We start from the raw sequence: 14,972 nt of genomic DNA on the forward strand, positions 1-14,972 counted from the left end.
GGTGTCTAACGACAGTAATGTCCACGATAGCAGAGAATATTGCAAACGTTCGTGAACGGATTCACCGTGCTGTTGTCGCGTCCGAGCGACCGGCGAATTCGGTGGTTCTGATGGCCGTCAGCAAGACCCGCCCGGCCAGTGCCATCCGTGATGCCTGGGCTGCCGGCGTCCGCGATTTCGGCGAGAATTATCTGCAGGAAGCGCTCGACAAGATAGCGCAACTAGACGAGCTGCCGTTGATCTGGCATTTCATCGGGCCAATCCAGTCGAACAAAACCAAACCCATCGCCGAACACTTCCACTGGGTGCATAGTGTCGACCGTATAAAGGTGGCCAGGCGTCTCTCCGAGCAGCGTCCCGCACACCTTCCCCCGCTCAACATCTGCCTGCAAGTCAACATCAGTCGTGAAGCGAGCAAGTCCGGCGTGCTGCCGGAGGGCGTCGCTGCACTCGCTGCAGAGGTGGCCGAACTGCCCAATCTGAGGCTCCGCGGGCTGATGGCAATCCCTGCACCGGCTGACGACGGCGCCGGCAAACGGGCGCCGCTGGCTGCGCTGCGCGAGCTGATGAACAGCCTCGACATACCGCTGGACACGCTGTCGATGGGCATGACCGACGACCTCACCGAAGCGGTGCAGGAAGGCGCGACCATCGTCCGCATCGGCACAGCCCTGTTCGGCGAGCGCGACTACCCCACTATCAAACACGAGCAAGGATAGTTTTCATGAGCGCTCCGCATATTGGTTTTATCGGCGCCGGCAACATGGCCACCAGCCTGATCGGCGGCATGCTGCAGCAGAACATCAAGGCCTCTCGCATCATGGCCAGCGATCACAGCGCCGAGCAATGCGACAAGCTCGCCAGACAGTTCGGCATCCGTACCAGCAGCGACAACGCCGAGCTGGCGCGCCAGTGCGACGTGCTGGTGTTGGCAGTCAAGCCCCAGGTCATGCAGGCGGTATGTCGCGCGCTGCCGACCGAGCGCAAGAGTGGTCAGCTGATCATTTCCATCGCTGCGGGCATTTCCTGCGAAAGCCTGGAGCAATGGCTTGGCGCAGGCACGGCGCTGGTACGCTGCATGCCGAATACGCCTTCGCTGCGACGCCAAGGCGTGTCCGGCCTGTTCGCCACAGGCCGGGTCAGTGATGAGCAGAAGCAGCAGGCCGAGAACATCCTCAACGCCGTGGGTATCAGCCTCTGGCTGGATGACGAGGCGCAGATCGACGCGGTGACCGCTGTTTCCGGCAGCGGGCCGGCGTACTTCTTCTATCTGATCGAGGCGATGACCGCCGCAGGCGAAAAGCTTGGCTTGCCGCGTGAAACAGCAGAGCGTCTGACGCTGTTCACGGCGCTCGGTGCCGCGGACATGGCGGTGCACAGCGACGTGGACGCTGCCGAGCTGCGTCGCCGGGTCAGCTCGCCCGGTGGCACGACCGAACAGGCCATCAACAGTTTTGCCCGGGATGGCTTCCCGGAGATCATCGCCCGGGGCATGCAGGCCGCTGCCGCCCGTGGTGCCGAACTGTCCCGGGAACTCGCGTAAGGAATACAACATGAACAACCTGAACATGGCTGCCGTATACGTCGTACAGACACTTGGCAGCCTGTACCTGCTGATCGTACTGCTGCGCTTCATCTTTCAACTGGTACGCGCCGACTTCTACAACCCGCTGTCGCAGTTCATCGTGCGCGCCACCCAGCCGCTGGTGTTCCCCCTGCGCAAGGTCATTCCGGGTTTCAAGGGCATCGACTTCGCCTCGCTGGTGCTGGCTATCATCGTGCAGCTGGTCCTGATGACGATTATCGTCAAGCTGATGGGCTACGCACTGCCCGGCATCCTGCAGTTGCTGGTATGGTCGCTGGTCGGCGTGACGGCGCTGTTTCTCAAGGTGTTTTTCTTTGCACTGATCATCAGCGTGATTCTTTCCTGGGTCGCGCCGAACAGCCACAATCCCGCAGCCCAGCTGGTTCATCAGGTTTGCGAGCCGGTACTGGCGCCGATCCGCAAGATCCTGCCCTCACTGGGCGGCCTGGATCTGTCGCCGATCTTTGCCTTTATTGCCCTGCGCCTGCTCGACATGCTGCTGATCGCCAATCTCGCTCAGGCAACCGGCATGCCCCGCGGCCTCACCCTGGCCCTGTGACGAGCGGGTCGCTCAACCCAGCGTCTGGAGCAGATTCCAGGCGCTGATTGCGGTAATCAGCACTCCCACCACGAAGAGCAGCGCTCGAGCCGGCAGCACTCGGCACAACAGCGCTGCAAACGGCGCTGCGAACAGCCCACCGAGGACCAGGCCGGACACCAGCAGCCAGGTATCCGGCTGGCCTGCCAGCAGAATGAACGACGCCGCGGTGATCAGCGTCAGGAAGAACTCGGCGAAGTTCACCGACCCTATGGTTGTCCGCGGATCGCTACCCGAGCCGAGCAGCGTCGATGTCACCACGGGTCCCCAGCCACCACCTCCTGCCGAATCTACAAAGCCGCCAAGCAGAGCCAGCTTGGCTACATGTTGCGCCTTGCGTGACTGCAGCTTTTTACCGATTGCCTTCCACAGGATGTACAGGCCCATCAACAGCAGATAGGCCGAGATGAACGGCTTGAGCATGTCTCCGTCGAATTGGGTGATGACGTAGGCGCCCATCACCGCACCGATCATGCCGGGCAACAGCAGCTTGAGAAACAGGCGGCGGTCGATATTGCCCAGCTTTGCATGGGCGACCCCCGACAGGCCAGTGGTGAATACTTCGGCGATGTGTACGCTGGCACTGGCCGCGGCCGGTGGGACGCCGGTACTGAGCAGAAAGCTCGTTGCGGTAATGCCATAGGCCATTCCCAGGGCGCCGTCGATGACCTGCGCAAAAAAGCCCACGGCGAGCGCGCTCCAGAACGCCGGATCTTCTGCCGCACCGCGCAGCACGTCGCCTGCCGTCAATCCGGCATGGTCGCCAAGGAACAGCCGCCATCCGAGGTATCCCACCAGACCCGCCAGAACGAAGATGATCAGCCACATTGCACCGCGCAGCAGCGGATGGGCGGCCGGCTGGGCTATGCTGTGCTCGACCGGCGGCAGGCCCAGAGCCGAGTGCTCGCGAGCGAGCGGGCCGTCGGCGGTATCGAGATGGCGGATTTTCATGCTTTCACCGAAAAGATGGCATACGAGGCGAGCAGCGTATGTCGCCTGTTATATACCGTCAAAGAATAGATAATTATCTGGTTATAACTTTTAGTGGAATATCATTATCACTGGAACGCTGACCAGCTTGTCATTGATTGCCATCTGCAACCGGGCGCCAGGCAGGAAGGCATTGTCGGCGTGCATGGCTCACGGCTGAAGATCCGGATCGCGGCACCGCCAGTCGATGGCCGGGCCAACGAGCGTCTTTTGCGATTTCTGGCAGAAGCGTTTGGCGTTCCGCTGGGCCAGGTCAGCCTGTTACAGGGTGATCAAAGCCGATACAAGCGGGTTGCTATCAGGCGCCCTTCGCGGTTGCCGGCGGAAATGGGCATAGCGCGCCGCTGAATATTGCGTCGCCCCGCCCCGCTCTTTAGACTGGCGCCTCGATCGTTGGCCGCCAATACTGCCTGGTCCTGCCGGCCAACCCTTATAGGAACAGGTTCACGATGTCCCGATTTCCCGCTGATTCCGTCGGCCTGGTCACCCCGCAGTACCAGTCCTTCGCCGAGCCGTTGCGCCTGGCGTGTGGCAGGGACCTGGCCGGGTATGATCTGGTCTACGAAACCTATGGCGAGCTCAATGCCAGCCGCAGCAATGCCGTTTTGATCTGCCATGCCCTGTCCGGCCATCATCACGCCGCCGGTTACCACGATGAGGACGAGCGCAAGCCGGGCTGGTGGGACGCCTGCATCGGTCCGGGCAAGGCCCTGGATACCAACCGATTCTTCGTCGTGTCACTCAACAATCTGGGCGGCTGTCACGGCTCGACCGGCCCGTGCAGTACCAATCCGGAGACGGGCAAGAGTTACGGCGCCAGCTTCCCCATTCTGACCGTGGAAGACTGGGTCAACAGTCAGGCCCGGCTGGCCGACATGCTTGGCATCCGGGCCTGGGCTGCGGTGGTAGGCGGCAGTCTGGGCGGTATGCAGGCCCTGCAGTGGACCATCAGCTACCCCGAGCGGGTACGGCATTGCGTCGCCATTGCCACCGCTCCCAAGCTGTCGGCGCAGAATATCGCCTTCAATGAAGTGGCCCGGCAGGCGATCATCACCGATCCGGACTTTCATAACGGCGACTACGCTGCGTTCGGTGTGATACCCAAGCGCGGGCTGATGCTCGCCCGCATGGTCGGGCACATCACCTACCTGTCCGATGATTCCATGGGCGAGAAATTCGGCCGCGAACTGCGCACTGACCGGCTCAACTATGACTTCACCAGCGTCGAATTCCAGGTCGAGAGCTATCTGCGCTATCAGGGCCAGGAGTTTTCCGGACGCTTCGACGCCAACACCTATCTGTTGATGACCAAGGCGCTGGACTATTTCGATCCAGCCGAGGCACATGGTGGCAATCTCGCGCTCACGCTCGAACCGGTACAGGCGCGCTTTCTGGTGATTTCCTTCACTACCGACTGGCGGTTTTCTCCGGCCCGCTCGCGCGAGCTGGTCAATGGTCTGCTGGCGGCGCGCAAGGCAGTGAGCTACGTCGAGATCGACGCCGCCCAGGGGCATGACGCGTTTCTGCTGCCGATCCCCCGCTACGTCGAGGCACTCAGTCGGTACATGAATCAGATCGAGGTGGATCAATGAGCCTGCGCGCCGATCTGCAGATCATCCAGCAATGGATCAAGCCCGGGAGCCGCGTCCTTGACCTTGGCTGCGGCGTGGGTGAGCTGCTGCGCTTCCTGCGCGACCACAGGTCAGTACAGGGATACGGTCTGGAAATCGATCCGGACAAGATCAATCGCTGCATCGAAGCAGGCCTGAGCGTCATCGAGCAGAATCTCGATCACAGTCTCGACAACTTCGCCGACGGCAGTTTCGATACGGTAGTCATGACCCAGTCGCTGCAGGCGTTGCACTACCCGGACCGCGTCATCGAGGACATGCTGCGTATCGGGCACGAGGCGATCATTACATTTCCCAACTTCGCTCACTGGCGGTGCCGGTTCTATCTCGGAACCAAGGGGCGGATGCCGGTATCGGAGTTCATGCCCTACACTTGGTACAACACACCGAACATTCATTTCTGTACATTTCAGGACTTCGAAGACCTGTGCCGCAGCCGTAACATTCAGATTCTCGACCGTTTGGTGGTCGACCAGACTCACCGCAGCAGCCGGATCACAACCCTGTGGCCGAACCTGCTGGGTGAGGTGGCGATCTACCGAGTTACCCGCTAAAGAGGAAGTGTCATGTTACGCAAGATGATCGGCTGTCTACTGCTGCTTGCCTCCGCCACGGTGCTGGGCCAGGCACAATCGAACCCGCAGCGTTTCGGCGACCTGCTGGTGCATTACAATCTGCTCAACAGCAGCTATCTGGAACCTGAGATCGCGGCCAACGCCGGGCTCTCCCGGGGACCCACCCACGGGGTGATCACTCTGCTGGTCCAGCGGGACACCAGGGAGGGCAAGATTCCGGTGGACGCCCGCGTCAGCGGAACCGTGAGCAACCTGCTGCAACAAAGCGCTCCGATCGAGTTCATACGTATCCAGGAAGATGAAGCGATCTATTTCGTGGCCAACTACACCGCCGCACAACGCGGTGTGCTGCGCTTCGAAGTGAACGTGCAGGCCGAGAAAGGCGCCCCGGTTCATACCTTGCGCTTTCAACAGGAATTTCATCCCGATGAGTGACCCTGTACTGCCCTTCGACAAACTCGTGCTTGCCAGTGGCAACACCGGCAAGCTCGCCGAACTGCAGGCCATGCTCGGCAACGCGGTCGAGGTTCTGCCGCAGAGCCGGTTCGTCCAGGAGGAGGCCGAGGAAACCGGACTTACCTTCGTGGAAAACGCCCTGATCAAGGCCCGTCATGCGGCGCGTGCCTCGGGGCTACCGGCTCTGGCAGACGATTCCGGTCTGGCAGTCGATGCACTTGGCGGCGCGCCGGGGATCTATTCCGCCCGCTATGCCTTCGGCGGTGACGCGGCCAACAACGTCAAGCTGATGGACGAGCTCCGCGGGCTGCCGGACGATCAGCGCGGCGCTCGATTCATCTGTGTGCTGGCGCTACTGCACCATGCCGACGATCCGACACCGATCATCTGCGAAGGCGTCTGGGAAGGCCGCATCCTGAGCGAGCCACGCGGCACCAACGGCTTCGGTTACGACCCGCTGTTCTGGGTGCCTGAGGCCGGTCGCGCCAGCGCGGAACTGACCGCCGCCGAGAAGAACGGCATGAGCCACCGCGCCCGGGCGATGCAGCGGCTGCGCGAGCGGCTGGGATTGGCATGAGCACAGGCTGGAGGCTGGAGGCTGGAGGCTGGAAGGCGAGTCTGCCGCCCTTCCCGCTGTCGTCAGGGGGCTGCACATGAAAGGCCTTGAAGTGTCATGACGGTCTCCACGCGTTCTCCGGGCTCGGCAGAGGTGCATAACTCCCGCGCCCTTCAGCCTTCAGCCTCCAGCCTTCAGCCAGCGGTGTCGCCGCCGCTGGCGGCATACGTCCACATACCCTGGTGCGTGAAGAAATGCCCGTATTGCGACTTCAACTCGCATACATCGGCCACCGGCCTGCCTGAAACCGAGTATGTCGATGCGCTCATTGCAGACCTTGATCAGCAGCTGATCGGCGGCGAGTCCCGGCCGCTTGCTTCGATCTTCTTCGGCGGCGGCACGCCGAGCCTGTTCTCCGCCGCCAGCCTGGGCAGAATCCTCCACGCACTGGAGGATCGCCTGTCCTTCGCTGCGGATATCGAAATCACCCTCGAAGCGAACCCCGGCACCTTCGAGCAGGAAAAATTTGCCGGCTACCGAGCGGCCGGCATCAATCGCCTGTCAATCGGCATCCAGAGCTTCAACGCCGGGCATCTCAAAGCGCTCGGCCGCATCCATGATGACGCCGAAGCCCTGCGCGCGGTGGACATGGCGAGGCGTGCGGGTTTCGACAACCTCAACCTCGATCTCATGCATGGGCTACCCGGTCAGACCGTCGATCAGGCGCTGGCCGATATTGCTCAGGCCATCGAATTGGGTCCCGAACACCTGTCGTGGTACCAGCTCACCCTCGAGCCCAACACCGTGTTCTACAGCAAGCCGCCCGTGCTGCCGGAGGATGACATTCTCTGGGACATCCAGGAGGCCGGGCAGGCGCAACTGGCTGCGGCCGGACTGCAGCAGTACGAAATATCGGCCTACGCGCTCAGCGGCCGTCGCGCGCGGCACAATCTCAACTACTGGCAATACGGCGATTTTCTCGGCATCGGCGCTGGCGCGCATGGCAAGCTTACCCGCGCCGACGGTGCGGTCGAGCGATACTGGAAAACGCGTCTGCCCCGCGACTACCTGGATCCTGCCAAGGCGTTCGCTGCCGGCAGCAAGACAATCGCCGGCCAGGAGCTGCCATTCGATTTCCTGATGAATGCCCTGCGACTGGTCGACGGCGTGCCGAGCCGTCTCTACGGCGAGCGTACCGGGCAGCCGCTCGAAACAGTCGCCGCAAAGCTGGATCTCGCCGTGGAACGCGGGTTGCTCGAACCATGGCAGGTACAGTTGCGGCCCACCGAGCGTGGCCGGCTGTTTCTGAACGACCTGCTGGAGATGTTTCTCTAGGCATCGCCCCGCCTCCGGCGAACGATGTCCTATCATTCACGGGTCCGCTGCGTGCTTGCGCGGTGCCATATGCGACCCGTACAGTTATGCAAACTGTCTCGACAGAGGAGGTTTCCTTGAACCCGTTCAGCTTCGCCACCACCGCGCAGATTCTTTGCGAATCCGGCTCTGCAGCCCGTCTCGGTGACCTTTGTCGGGAGCGCGGCGCCCGACGCGTCCTGATCGTGACCGACCCCGGCATCACCCGCCTCGGCCTGTTGGAGGCCGTGTTGCCCGGTTTCGCAACCGCTCAGCTCGGGTATGAAATCTTCGACCAGGTCGAGGCCGACCCGCCCGAGGCCGTGGTCATGAGCGCCGTCGAGCAGGGCCGCCGCATGCAGGCCGATCTGGTCATAGGTTTCGGCGGGGGCAGCTCGATGGACGTTGCCAAACTGGTGGCCTTCCTTGCCCACCCGCAGTGCAGGCAGCAGCTCAGCGATATCTATGGCGTGGGTAACGCCCACGGTCCACGGCTCCCGCTGATTCAGGTGCCTACCACCGCCGGGACCGGCTCGGAAGTCACCCAGATTGCGATCATCACCACCGGCGAGACGACCAAGATGGGCGTCGTTTCGCCGGTATTGCTGCCGGATCTGGCCGTGCTCGATGCAGAGCTCACGGTCGGTCTGCCGCCCAGCGTTACCGCAGCCACCGGCATCGATGCGATGGTTCATGCCATCGAAGCGTACACCAGCAAGATCAAGAAAAACCCGCTGTCGGACATGCTTGCCCGCGAGGCCTTGCGGCTGCTGGCAGCCAATCTGGATGAGGCGGTACACAACGGCAGCAACCGGGAGGCCCGCCAGGCGATGCTGCTCGGTGCGCTGCTCGCCGGCCAGGCCTTCGCCAATGCGCCGGTCGCGGCAGTGCACGCGCTGGCCTATCCCCTGGGCGGGCATTTTCACATACCGCATGGCCTGTCCAATTCGCTGGTACTGCCAGCCGTCATCGAGTTCAACGCCTCGCATACTGCGCCGCTGTATGCTGAGCTCGCCCCGCTGCTGGTCCCGGACCTCAAACCAGGGGACGATCACAGCCTGACCGAGCAGCTGATCGAAGCGTTGTGCCAGCTGAGCCCGCGCTCAGGCCTGCCCAACCGCCTGCGCGACGCCGGCGTGCCCGAAGATGCGCTGCCGATGCTGGCGCGCGATGCAATGCTTCAGCAACGCTTGCTGGTAAACAACCCGCGCGAGCTGACCGAAGCCGACGCACTGGCCATCTACCGCAAAGCCTACTGATCCTGACCTCCGGGCCTGCCGGCCCGGCGTCTGTTCATTCGTACGGAACCTACATGACCGAGAAGCAAGCGCTCCGCCGCGCGGATTTCAACTACCTGCACCCGATCGTCACCCGCTGGCACGACAACGATGTGTACGGCCACGTCAACAACGTCACCTACTACGCCTACTTCGATAGCGCCGTGAATGCCTGGTTGATCGAGCAAGGGGGCCTCGATATACATCAGGGGAACCAGGTGGCCTTCGTGGTGAGTTCGGCCTGCGATTACTTCCAGCCGATCGCCTTTCCGGACAAGGTTGAAGTGGGCGTGCGGGTGGCGAAGCTGGGCAACAGCTCGGTGCAGTATGAGCTAGGGGTGTTCAAGGCGGGTAGCGAGGAGGCCTGTGCTGCAGGGCGCTTCGTACATGTATTCGTCGAGCGTTCAAACAATCGTCCATGCCCCATTCCGCCGGGCCCGCGGGCAGCGCTGGAGCGGTTGGTTCGCGGTTAGCCCCCCGGCAGTCGAGACGGCGCAGCCAGCATAGCGCCCCTGCTGGGCGAGCCGCTGCAGGAGCGGGCATGACCGCGAAGAAGGTGACTCGGGCTCGGCTTCGCGCGCCCAGGTGCGCTCCCACAAATACCTACGTCCGCCCCAACCCTGTAGGAGCGGGCATGACCGCGAACAAGGTGGCTCGGACTTCGCTTTCGCGCCCAGGTGCGCTCCTACACGGCTCCGCCTGTCAGCCGAGTACCGCTGGCAATCGCCCCGGCGTGAACAGCTCGATCCAGTAACCATCCGGATCGCGGATGAAAGCGATGTCTTTCATCTTGCCGTCCTGGGGGCGCTTGACGAAGGACACACCGAGCTTCTCGAAGCGCTCGCAGGCAAGATCGAGATCCGGTACGGCAAAGCCGATATGACCGAAGCCCTTGGGCTCGTCGTTGCCGTTGTGATAGGCGAACTGCGGATCATCCTCGGCGCCCCAGTTGTGCGTCAGCTCGAGCATCGCCGGTCGACCGAAGGTCTGTACCAGTCGCTTGTCCGGTTCCGGTGACCAGTAGCCCATGTCCTTCTCGTCGATTGCCGCAAGAAAGAACAGGCTGAACTTCATCTCCTCGAAATCCAGGCGCTTGACCAGCGTCATGCCCATCACCCGGGTATAGAAATCCAGACTGTTCTCGGGCGACTTGATGCGCAGCATGGTCTGATTGAACACGAACCCTTCCGTGGATGGGTCACGCTCCTCGCACAGACCGGGGGCGGCTTCGAAGTGACGGCTCATGCACTACTCCTCTGGTGAAGGCTTGAATGCGACAGCTTAGCACCGCCCCGGGGCATCCGGCTCAACGGAAAGGGCGATCCTGCCACCAGGGGTAGAACGGCGGGCGATCCTGGCTCGGGCGCAGCTTGAACTGAGGTTGACGCTTCTCCAGAAAGGATTGGACCCCCTCCTTGGCATCGTCCGATTCGCCCATGAAGGCGATCGCGCGCGAGTCGACGATATGGGCTTCCATCGGGTGATCGGTGCCGAGCATGCGCCACATCATCTGACGGTTGAGCAGCGCAGACATGGCCGACGTGTTGTCGGCAATTTCACGCGCCAGTTCACGGGCCGCCGGCAGCAGTTCGTCCGGCTCGTGGAGGCTGCGCACCAACCCGCCGCGAAGCGCCTCTTCGGCATCGAATACACGACCGGTGTAGACCCATTCGGCGGCCTGCTGCACACCCACCAGGCGCGGCAGGAACCAGCTGGAGCAGGCTTCCATGGTGATCCCGCGGCGGGCGAACACGAAGCCGAAGCGCGCCTTGGTCGACGCCATACGAATGTCCATGGGCAGGGTCATGGTTGCGCCCACGCCCACGGCAGCGCCGTTGAACGCGCCTATGACCGGCTTGGTGCACTCGTAGATTCGCAGGGAAACAGTGCCGCCCCCGTCACGCAGCTCGGCGCCTTCGGGCTCGCTCTGGCGCTTGTGGCGATTGAAGGTGTCGCCGCCTTTCTCCAGATCGGCGCCTGCGCAGAACGCCTTGCCGGCTCCAGTAACGATGATCACGCGCACCGCGTCGTCCGCATCGGCTGCATCGAACGCGGCGATCAATTCGCGGCGCATCGCCCCATTGAACGCGTTCATGCGATCGGGGCGGTTCAACGTAAGGGTAAGAATGCCTTCTTCGACCTGATAGTCGAGCGTTTCAAAGTCCACGGCTGGCTCCTGTTTCTGTCCGATAAGATCGGGACAGTGTAGGAGCCAGCCGACGCGGCGGCCATCACCCTTGCGATTCGATATGCCTCGGCATAGCTGTCACGGATGCCGACGATTCACTCGCTGCGTGCGAACTTCAGATCCCAGACACCGTGCCCAAGACGTTCTCCGCGACGCTCGAACTTGGTGACGGGGCGCTCCTCGGGACGCGGCACAAAGCCCCCGCCCTCAGCCAGGTTGCGATAACCCGGCGCCGCGCTCATGACCTCGAGCATGTGTTCGGCATAGGGTTGCCAGTCGGTGGCCATATGGAATACGCCACCGACCTTCAACTTCTGACGCAACGCTTCGGCGAAGCCAAGCTGTACGATGCGCCGTTTGTTGTGCTTCTTCTTGTGCCAGGGATCGGGGAAAAACAGCAACACGCGGTCCAGACTCCCGTCCGGTATGCAGCGATTCAGCACTTCGATCGCGTCGCAATCGAACACCCGAAGGTTGTCGATGCCGGCGTTGAGCACCCCGTTGAGCAGCGATCCGACACCCGGGCGGTGTACCTCGACGCCGATGAAATCCTGGTCCGGTGCCACCTGGGCCATTTCCAGCAACGAATGCCCCATGCCGAATCCGATTTCCAGAGTCCGCGGCGCCTGGCGTCCGAAGACCTGATCCAGATCCAGCAACCCCTGCTCCAGCGACAGCCCGAAGCGAGGCCATCCGTGATCAATGCCGCGCTTCTGCGCATCCGTCATGCGCCCGGCACGCATGACAAAACTGCGAATGGCGCGGCGGTGCAACGCCTCTTCCGGGTGCTCGAGCGTCTCGGGCTGGTCGTGCGGGTTCTCGGACATCGGTTGCTCGATCAGAAAAAGGTCCCAGCCAGCGGCGATGATGCGCTGGCGTAAAGTTTGCGCGGCATGCGCCCGGCGAGGAAGGCACCACGGCCGGCGAGCACTGCATGCTTCATGGCTTCGGCCATCAACACCGGCTGCTGCGCATGGGCAATCGCGGTATTCATCAGTACGCCGGCGCAGCCCAGCTCCATGGCGATGGCTGCATCCGACGCCGTGCCGACACCGGCATCGACCAGCACCGGTACCGTGGCCTCTTCGAGGATGATGCGCAGGTTGTACGGGTTGCAGATGCCCAGGCCTGAACCGATCAGGCCGGCCAGCGGCATCACCGCAACGCAACCGATCTCGGCCAACTGGCGGGCGATGATCGGGTCGTCGCTGGTATACACCATTACGTCGAAGCCATCCTTCACCAGTACTTCGGCCGCCTTGATGGTCTCGACCACGTTGGGAAACAGCGTTTTCTGATCGGCGAGCACCTCGAGCTTTACCAGCTTGTGGCCACCGAGCAGTTCACGCGCCAGGCGGCAGGTGCGTACCGCGTCCTCTGCGGTGTAGCAGCCGGCGGTGTTCGGTAGAATGGTGAAGCGATCCGGCGGAATCACTTCCAGCAGGTTCGGCTCTCCGGGATTCTGGCCGATATTCGTGCGGCGGATGGCAACCGTGACGATCTCGGCGCCCGAGGCCTCGATGGCCTGGCGGGTCTCTTCGAGATCCTTGTACTTGCCGGTACCCACCAGCAAGCGCGAACGATAGCGAACGCCGGCGATTTCCAGCGCGTCCTGGGTCAGATCTGTCATGGTGTGCTCCGCTTGGGGCTAGCCGCCGCCGATGGCGTGGACAATTTCCACCCGGTCGCCGTCCGACAGCTGCGTCTCGGCGAACTGACTGCGCGGCACGATCTCGAGGTTCAGCTCGACAGCCAGACGCTTGCCGATCAGGCCGAGACGTTCGATCAGATCGGCCAGCGTGGCTGGTTGCTCGACGGAATAGGCTTCGCCGTTCAGCTGAATCTGCATGCTGCACTCGGGGACAGGTGGGAAAGGCGCCATGATACCCCTAAACATCGCCCCTGCCGAGGGCAGCCAGGGCAATCGATGTCAGCTCAGACGCCATCCGCCTGCCCCAAGGCAGATCCACGCCACCAGGAACAGCACACCCCCCATCGGCGTGATGATCCCGAACTTGCCGATCCCGCTCAGCGCCAGCGTGTACAGACTCCCGGAGAACAGCAGAATGCCCAGCGCAAAGAGCATGCCGGCGGCTTTCAGCAGCAGGTTGTCCGGTGAGCGCAGCAACAGCAGGGCCACGCCGATCAGTGCTGCGGTATGCCAGAGCTGGTATTGCACGCCGGTCTGGAATGCTGCCAGCAGGTTCTCCGGCAGTCGGTTGCGCAGACCATGTGCGGCGAAGGCACCCAGTGCAACGCCGGTAAACCCGCTGAACGATGCGAGCAAAAGCAATATCTTGGCCACCCTCAAACCCCCCGGTCTATACTGCGGTCCTGTCCCGCATGTAGTGATTGCATGATCAAACGCATACTTGCCAAGGCAGCCAGATGGCTGCTGGTCCTCATGGCGCTGAGTCTCATTCCGGTCATCGTTTTGCGCTGGGTGCCCACGCCGGGCTCGATGCTGATGCTCGAGCGATGGGCAGCAGCGCGTGCCGACGGCGGCCTGGACATCCGCCACCAGTGGATCGCGTACGACAGGATACCCGACAACATGAAGATGGCAGTGATTGCTGCAGAAGATCAGCGTTTTGCCGAGCATTTCGGCTTTGATCTTCAGGCGATTCGCGCGGCCATGGAACATAACCGTCAGGGCGGCAGCGTTCGCGGGGCCAGCACTCTGACCCAGCAGGTAGCGAAGAACCAGTTCCTCTGGTCCGGGCGCAGCTGGCTGCGCAAAGGTCTCGAAGCCTGGTTCACGTTGTGGATCGAGGTGCTCTGGCCCAAGCAGCGAATTCTGGAAATGTACCTGAATGTGGCTGAATGGGATGAGGGCGTGTTCGGCGTCGAGGCGGCCGCCAGACATCACTTCGGGGTAAGCGCCAGTGTGCTGTCCGATCGGCAGGCAGCACAGCTTGCCGCCGTCCTGCCCAGTCCGCTGCGCTGGAGCGCCAGCCGCCCGCCGGCACATGTGCAACAAAGAGCCGGCTGGATCCAGCGCCAGTCCAGGCAGCTCGGCGGCAGGCATTACCTCGATCAGCTAGAATCGGGTCGCCCGCTACCCGACTGGCTGACAGTCGAACATTGGCGCAGCCGCTTCTGAGCGGTGTATCAGGAGTCGTCGCGCAGCCCGAACATGATCGAATAGGCTTCGTCTTCCCCGACTGCCACCACTGCGCCAATGCGCGGATAGACCCAGGCTTCGCCGTCGCTGACAGGCATGCGCACCTCGGCTCCACCGAACGTGCCCTCAATGCTCTGCAGGTCGAGCGGCTCGACAGGAATCATGCTCATGCGAAGAATCTCCCGGTCTGCCAGCGCCTCACCCACGGCCGGCGCGACCGGCTGATCAGCGATACCCGGCTCCCAGGCCTGCGCCTCGACCAGGCTGTCCATCTCCGCGGCACCCAGGCCGATGACCGCCTGGGCCTGCCAGAGTCGCTCCTCGCTTTCCAGGTTATAGCGGCTGACCAGCGCAGGTTCGCCATCGGCGCTGATCATCCACAGATGCCCACGGCCGAGCGTCTCATCGGCCTGTGCCAGCGTCAGGCTGCGTTCATGCAACGGCTGCCACAGGGACTCGCGGTAGGTTTCGTACCACACCATCTGCCGGGGTGCGTCGCGCTGCGCCAGCCAGTCTCCCAGCAGAAAGAAGGCCAGCACCACGGCGCTGAAGATGGTGACGAGACGGACGCCCATGCGTGGACTCATTGTTGTTCTCCCTAGGAATGTACCGGCGCAATAAAAAGGGCACCCTGAGGTG

General features: G+C 62.6%; 20 protein-coding genes. 12 read left to right on the forward strand and 8 right to left on the reverse strand.

What is annotated here, in order from left to right:
- Window positions 1–17: 17 nt before the first annotated feature.
- The 3 genes from KEM63_RS16060 to KEM63_RS16070 are packed head-to-tail and all read left to right on the forward strand — an operon-like array spanning window position 18 to window position 2,144.
- On the forward strand, window positions 18–719 hold the full coding sequence (locus KEM63_RS16060; RefSeq protein ID WP_223653434.1) for a YggS family pyridoxal phosphate-dependent enzyme: 702 nt from the start codon (window positions 18–20) through the stop codon (window positions 717–719).
- Window positions 720–724: 5 nt separating this feature from the next.
- On the forward strand, window positions 725–1,543 hold the full coding sequence (gene proC, locus KEM63_RS16065) for a pyrroline-5-carboxylate reductase (protein WP_223653436.1): 819 nt from the start codon (window positions 725–727) through the stop codon (window positions 1,541–1,543).
- Between the two features lie 10 nt (window positions 1,544–1,553).
- Window positions 1,554–2,144: a YggT family protein gene (locus KEM63_RS16070; RefSeq protein WP_223653438.1), complete on the forward strand. Its 591-nt coding sequence runs from the start codon at window positions 1,554–1,556 to the stop codon at window positions 2,142–2,144.
- 12 nt (window positions 2,145–2,156) lie between these two features.
- Here the strand turns inward: KEM63_RS16070 and KEM63_RS16075 are convergent, their stop codons facing one another.
- On the reverse strand, window positions 2,157–3,134 hold the full coding sequence (locus KEM63_RS16075; protein ID WP_223653440.1) for a sulfite exporter TauE/SafE family protein: 978 nt from the start codon (window positions 3,132–3,134) through the stop codon (window positions 2,157–2,159).
- 93 nt (window positions 3,135–3,227) lie between these two features.
- On the opposite strand from KEM63_RS16075, the gene KEM63_RS16080 reads away from it, so the two are divergent.
- The 8 genes from KEM63_RS16080 (at window position 3,228) to KEM63_RS16115 (ending at window position 9,494) form a co-directional block, all read left to right on the forward strand.
- Complete coding sequence (locus KEM63_RS16080) at window positions 3,228–3,521, forward strand: DUF167 family protein (protein WP_223653442.1); 294 nt, start codon at window positions 3,228–3,230, stop codon at window positions 3,519–3,521.
- 101 nt (window positions 3,522–3,622) lie between these two features.
- Window positions 3,623–4,765: a homoserine O-succinyltransferase MetX gene (gene metX / locus KEM63_RS16085; RefSeq protein WP_223653444.1), complete on the forward strand. Its 1,143-nt coding sequence runs from the start codon at window positions 3,623–3,625 to the stop codon at window positions 4,763–4,765.
- Window positions 4,766–4,767: 2 nt separating this feature from the next.
- Window positions 4,768–5,358, forward strand: coding sequence for a methionine biosynthesis protein MetW (gene metW, locus KEM63_RS16090; protein ID WP_223655899.1), 591 nt, complete (start codon window positions 4,768–4,770; stop codon window positions 5,356–5,358).
- A gap of 12 nt (window positions 5,359–5,370) precedes the next feature.
- A complete protein-coding gene (locus KEM63_RS16095; RefSeq protein ID WP_223653446.1) occupies window positions 5,371–5,814 on the forward strand; it encodes a DUF4426 domain-containing protein in 444 nt (147 codons plus the stop codon).
- Window positions 5,807–6,412, forward strand: coding sequence for an RdgB/HAM1 family non-canonical purine NTP pyrophosphatase (rdgB, locus tag KEM63_RS16100; RefSeq protein ID WP_223653449.1), 606 nt, complete (start codon window positions 5,807–5,809; stop codon window positions 6,410–6,412). Before KEM63_RS16095 ends, rdgB begins: the two co-directional genes overlap by 8 nt.
- A gap of 96 nt (window positions 6,413–6,508) precedes the next feature.
- On the forward strand, window positions 6,509–7,726 hold the full coding sequence (gene hemW / locus KEM63_RS16105; protein WP_223653451.1) for a radical SAM family heme chaperone HemW: 1,218 nt from the start codon (window positions 6,509–6,511) through the stop codon (window positions 7,724–7,726).
- Between the two features lie 116 nt (window positions 7,727–7,842).
- Window positions 7,843–9,003, forward strand: a complete 1,161-nt coding sequence (locus KEM63_RS16110) for an iron-containing alcohol dehydrogenase (protein ID WP_223653453.1) — start codon at window positions 7,843–7,845, stop codon at window positions 9,001–9,003.
- Window positions 9,004–9,056: 53 nt separating this feature from the next.
- On the forward strand, window positions 9,057–9,494 hold the full coding sequence (locus tag KEM63_RS16115) for an acyl-CoA thioesterase (protein WP_223653455.1): 438 nt from the start codon (window positions 9,057–9,059) through the stop codon (window positions 9,492–9,494).
- Between the two features lie 229 nt (window positions 9,495–9,723).
- On the opposite strand, the gene gloA is transcribed toward KEM63_RS16115, so the two are convergent.
- From gloA to KEM63_RS16145, 6 genes are all read right to left on the reverse strand, one after another.
- Window positions 9,724–10,266, reverse strand: a complete 543-nt coding sequence (gloA, locus tag KEM63_RS16120) for a lactoylglutathione lyase (RefSeq protein WP_223653457.1) — start codon at window positions 10,264–10,266, stop codon at window positions 9,724–9,726.
- A gap of 61 nt (window positions 10,267–10,327) precedes the next feature.
- A complete protein-coding gene (locus KEM63_RS16125) occupies window positions 10,328–11,188 on the reverse strand; it encodes a crotonase/enoyl-CoA hydratase family protein (protein ID WP_223653459.1) in 861 nt (286 codons plus the stop codon).
- A 116-nt stretch (window positions 11,189–11,304) separates the two neighbouring features.
- A complete protein-coding gene (gene trmB / locus KEM63_RS16130) occupies window positions 11,305–12,036 on the reverse strand; it encodes a tRNA (guanosine(46)-N7)-methyltransferase TrmB (RefSeq protein ID WP_223653461.1) in 732 nt (243 codons plus the stop codon).
- An 11-nt stretch (window positions 12,037–12,047) separates the two neighbouring features.
- Window positions 12,048–12,839 carry a thiazole synthase gene (locus tag KEM63_RS16135; RefSeq protein WP_223653462.1) on the reverse strand — a complete coding sequence of 264 codons (792 nt, stop codon included), beginning with the start codon at window positions 12,837–12,839 and terminating at the stop codon, window positions 12,048–12,050.
- Window positions 12,840–12,857: 18 nt separating this feature from the next.
- Window positions 12,858–13,058, reverse strand: coding sequence for a sulfur carrier protein ThiS (thiS, locus tag KEM63_RS16140; RefSeq protein ID WP_223653463.1), 201 nt, complete (start codon window positions 13,056–13,058; stop codon window positions 12,858–12,860).
- Window positions 13,059–13,139: 81 nt separating this feature from the next.
- A complete protein-coding gene (locus KEM63_RS16145; RefSeq protein WP_223653464.1) occupies window positions 13,140–13,514 on the reverse strand; it encodes a DUF423 domain-containing protein in 375 nt (124 codons plus the stop codon).
- A 51-nt stretch (window positions 13,515–13,565) separates the two neighbouring features.
- On the opposite strand from KEM63_RS16145, the gene mtgA reads away from it, so the two are divergent.
- Complete coding sequence (gene mtgA / locus KEM63_RS16150; protein WP_223653465.1) at window positions 13,566–14,312, forward strand: monofunctional biosynthetic peptidoglycan transglycosylase; 747 nt, start codon at window positions 13,566–13,568, stop codon at window positions 14,310–14,312.
- 8 nt (window positions 14,313–14,320) lie between these two features.
- Here mtgA and KEM63_RS16155 read toward each other — a convergent pair whose 3' ends face one another.
- A complete protein-coding gene (locus tag KEM63_RS16155) occupies window positions 14,321–14,920 on the reverse strand; it encodes a hypothetical protein (RefSeq protein WP_223653466.1) in 600 nt (199 codons plus the stop codon).
- Between the last annotated feature and the right edge of the window lie 52 nt (window positions 14,921–14,972).

The sequence above is a fragment of the Halopseudomonas nanhaiensis genome (genome assembly GCF_020025155.1).
In the GTDB taxonomy this organism is placed as follows: Bacteria; Pseudomonadota; Gammaproteobacteria; order Pseudomonadales; family Pseudomonadaceae; genus Halopseudomonas; species Halopseudomonas nanhaiensis.

What these genes read in the sequence shown, in the direction of transcription:
- hemW (WP_223653451.1), top strand. Translation starts at nt 6,509, where the DNA reads ATGACGGTCTCCACGCGTTCTCCGGGCTCGGCAGAGGTGCATAACTCC.
- KEM63_RS16070 (WP_223653438.1), top strand. Translation starts at nt 1,554, where the DNA reads ATGAACAACCTGAACATGGCTGCCGTATACGTCGTACAGACACTTGGC.
- thiS (WP_223653463.1), bottom strand. Translation starts at nt 13,058, where the DNA reads ATGCAGATTCAGCTGAACGGCGAAGCCTATTCCGTCGAGCAACCAGCC.
- KEM63_RS16060 (WP_223653434.1), top strand. Translation starts at nt 18, where the DNA reads ATGTCCACGATAGCAGAGAATATTGCAAACGTTCGTGAACGGATTCAC.
- gloA (WP_223653457.1), bottom strand. Translation starts at nt 10,266, where the DNA reads ATGAGCCGTCACTTCGAAGCCGCCCCCGGTCTGTGCGAGGAGCGTGAC.
- KEM63_RS16075 (WP_223653440.1), bottom strand. Translation starts at nt 3,134, where the DNA reads ATGAAAATCCGCCATCTCGATACCGCCGACGGCCCGCTCGCTCGCGAG.
- KEM63_RS16135 (WP_223653462.1), bottom strand. Translation starts at nt 12,839, where the DNA reads ATGACAGATCTGACCCAGGACGCGCTGGAAATCGCCGGCGTTCGCTAT.
- KEM63_RS16155 (WP_223653466.1), bottom strand. Translation starts at nt 14,920, where the DNA reads ATGAGTCCACGCATGGGCGTCCGTCTCGTCACCATCTTCAGCGCCGTG.
- mtgA (WP_223653465.1), top strand. Translation starts at nt 13,566, where the DNA reads ATGATCAAACGCATACTTGCCAAGGCAGCCAGATGGCTGCTGGTCCTC.
- metX (WP_223653444.1), top strand. Translation starts at nt 3,623, where the DNA reads ATGTCCCGATTTCCCGCTGATTCCGTCGGCCTGGTCACCCCGCAGTAC.
- KEM63_RS16095 (WP_223653446.1), top strand. Translation starts at nt 5,371, where the DNA reads ATGTTACGCAAGATGATCGGCTGTCTACTGCTGCTTGCCTCCGCCACG.
- proC (WP_223653436.1), top strand. Translation starts at nt 725, where the DNA reads ATGAGCGCTCCGCATATTGGTTTTATCGGCGCCGGCAACATGGCCACC.
- trmB (WP_223653461.1), bottom strand. Translation starts at nt 12,036, where the DNA reads ATGTCCGAGAACCCGCACGACCAGCCCGAGACGCTCGAGCACCCGGAA.
- KEM63_RS16115 (WP_223653455.1), top strand. Translation starts at nt 9,057, where the DNA reads ATGACCGAGAAGCAAGCGCTCCGCCGCGCGGATTTCAACTACCTGCAC.
- rdgB (WP_223653449.1), top strand. Translation starts at nt 5,807, where the DNA reads ATGAGTGACCCTGTACTGCCCTTCGACAAACTCGTGCTTGCCAGTGGC.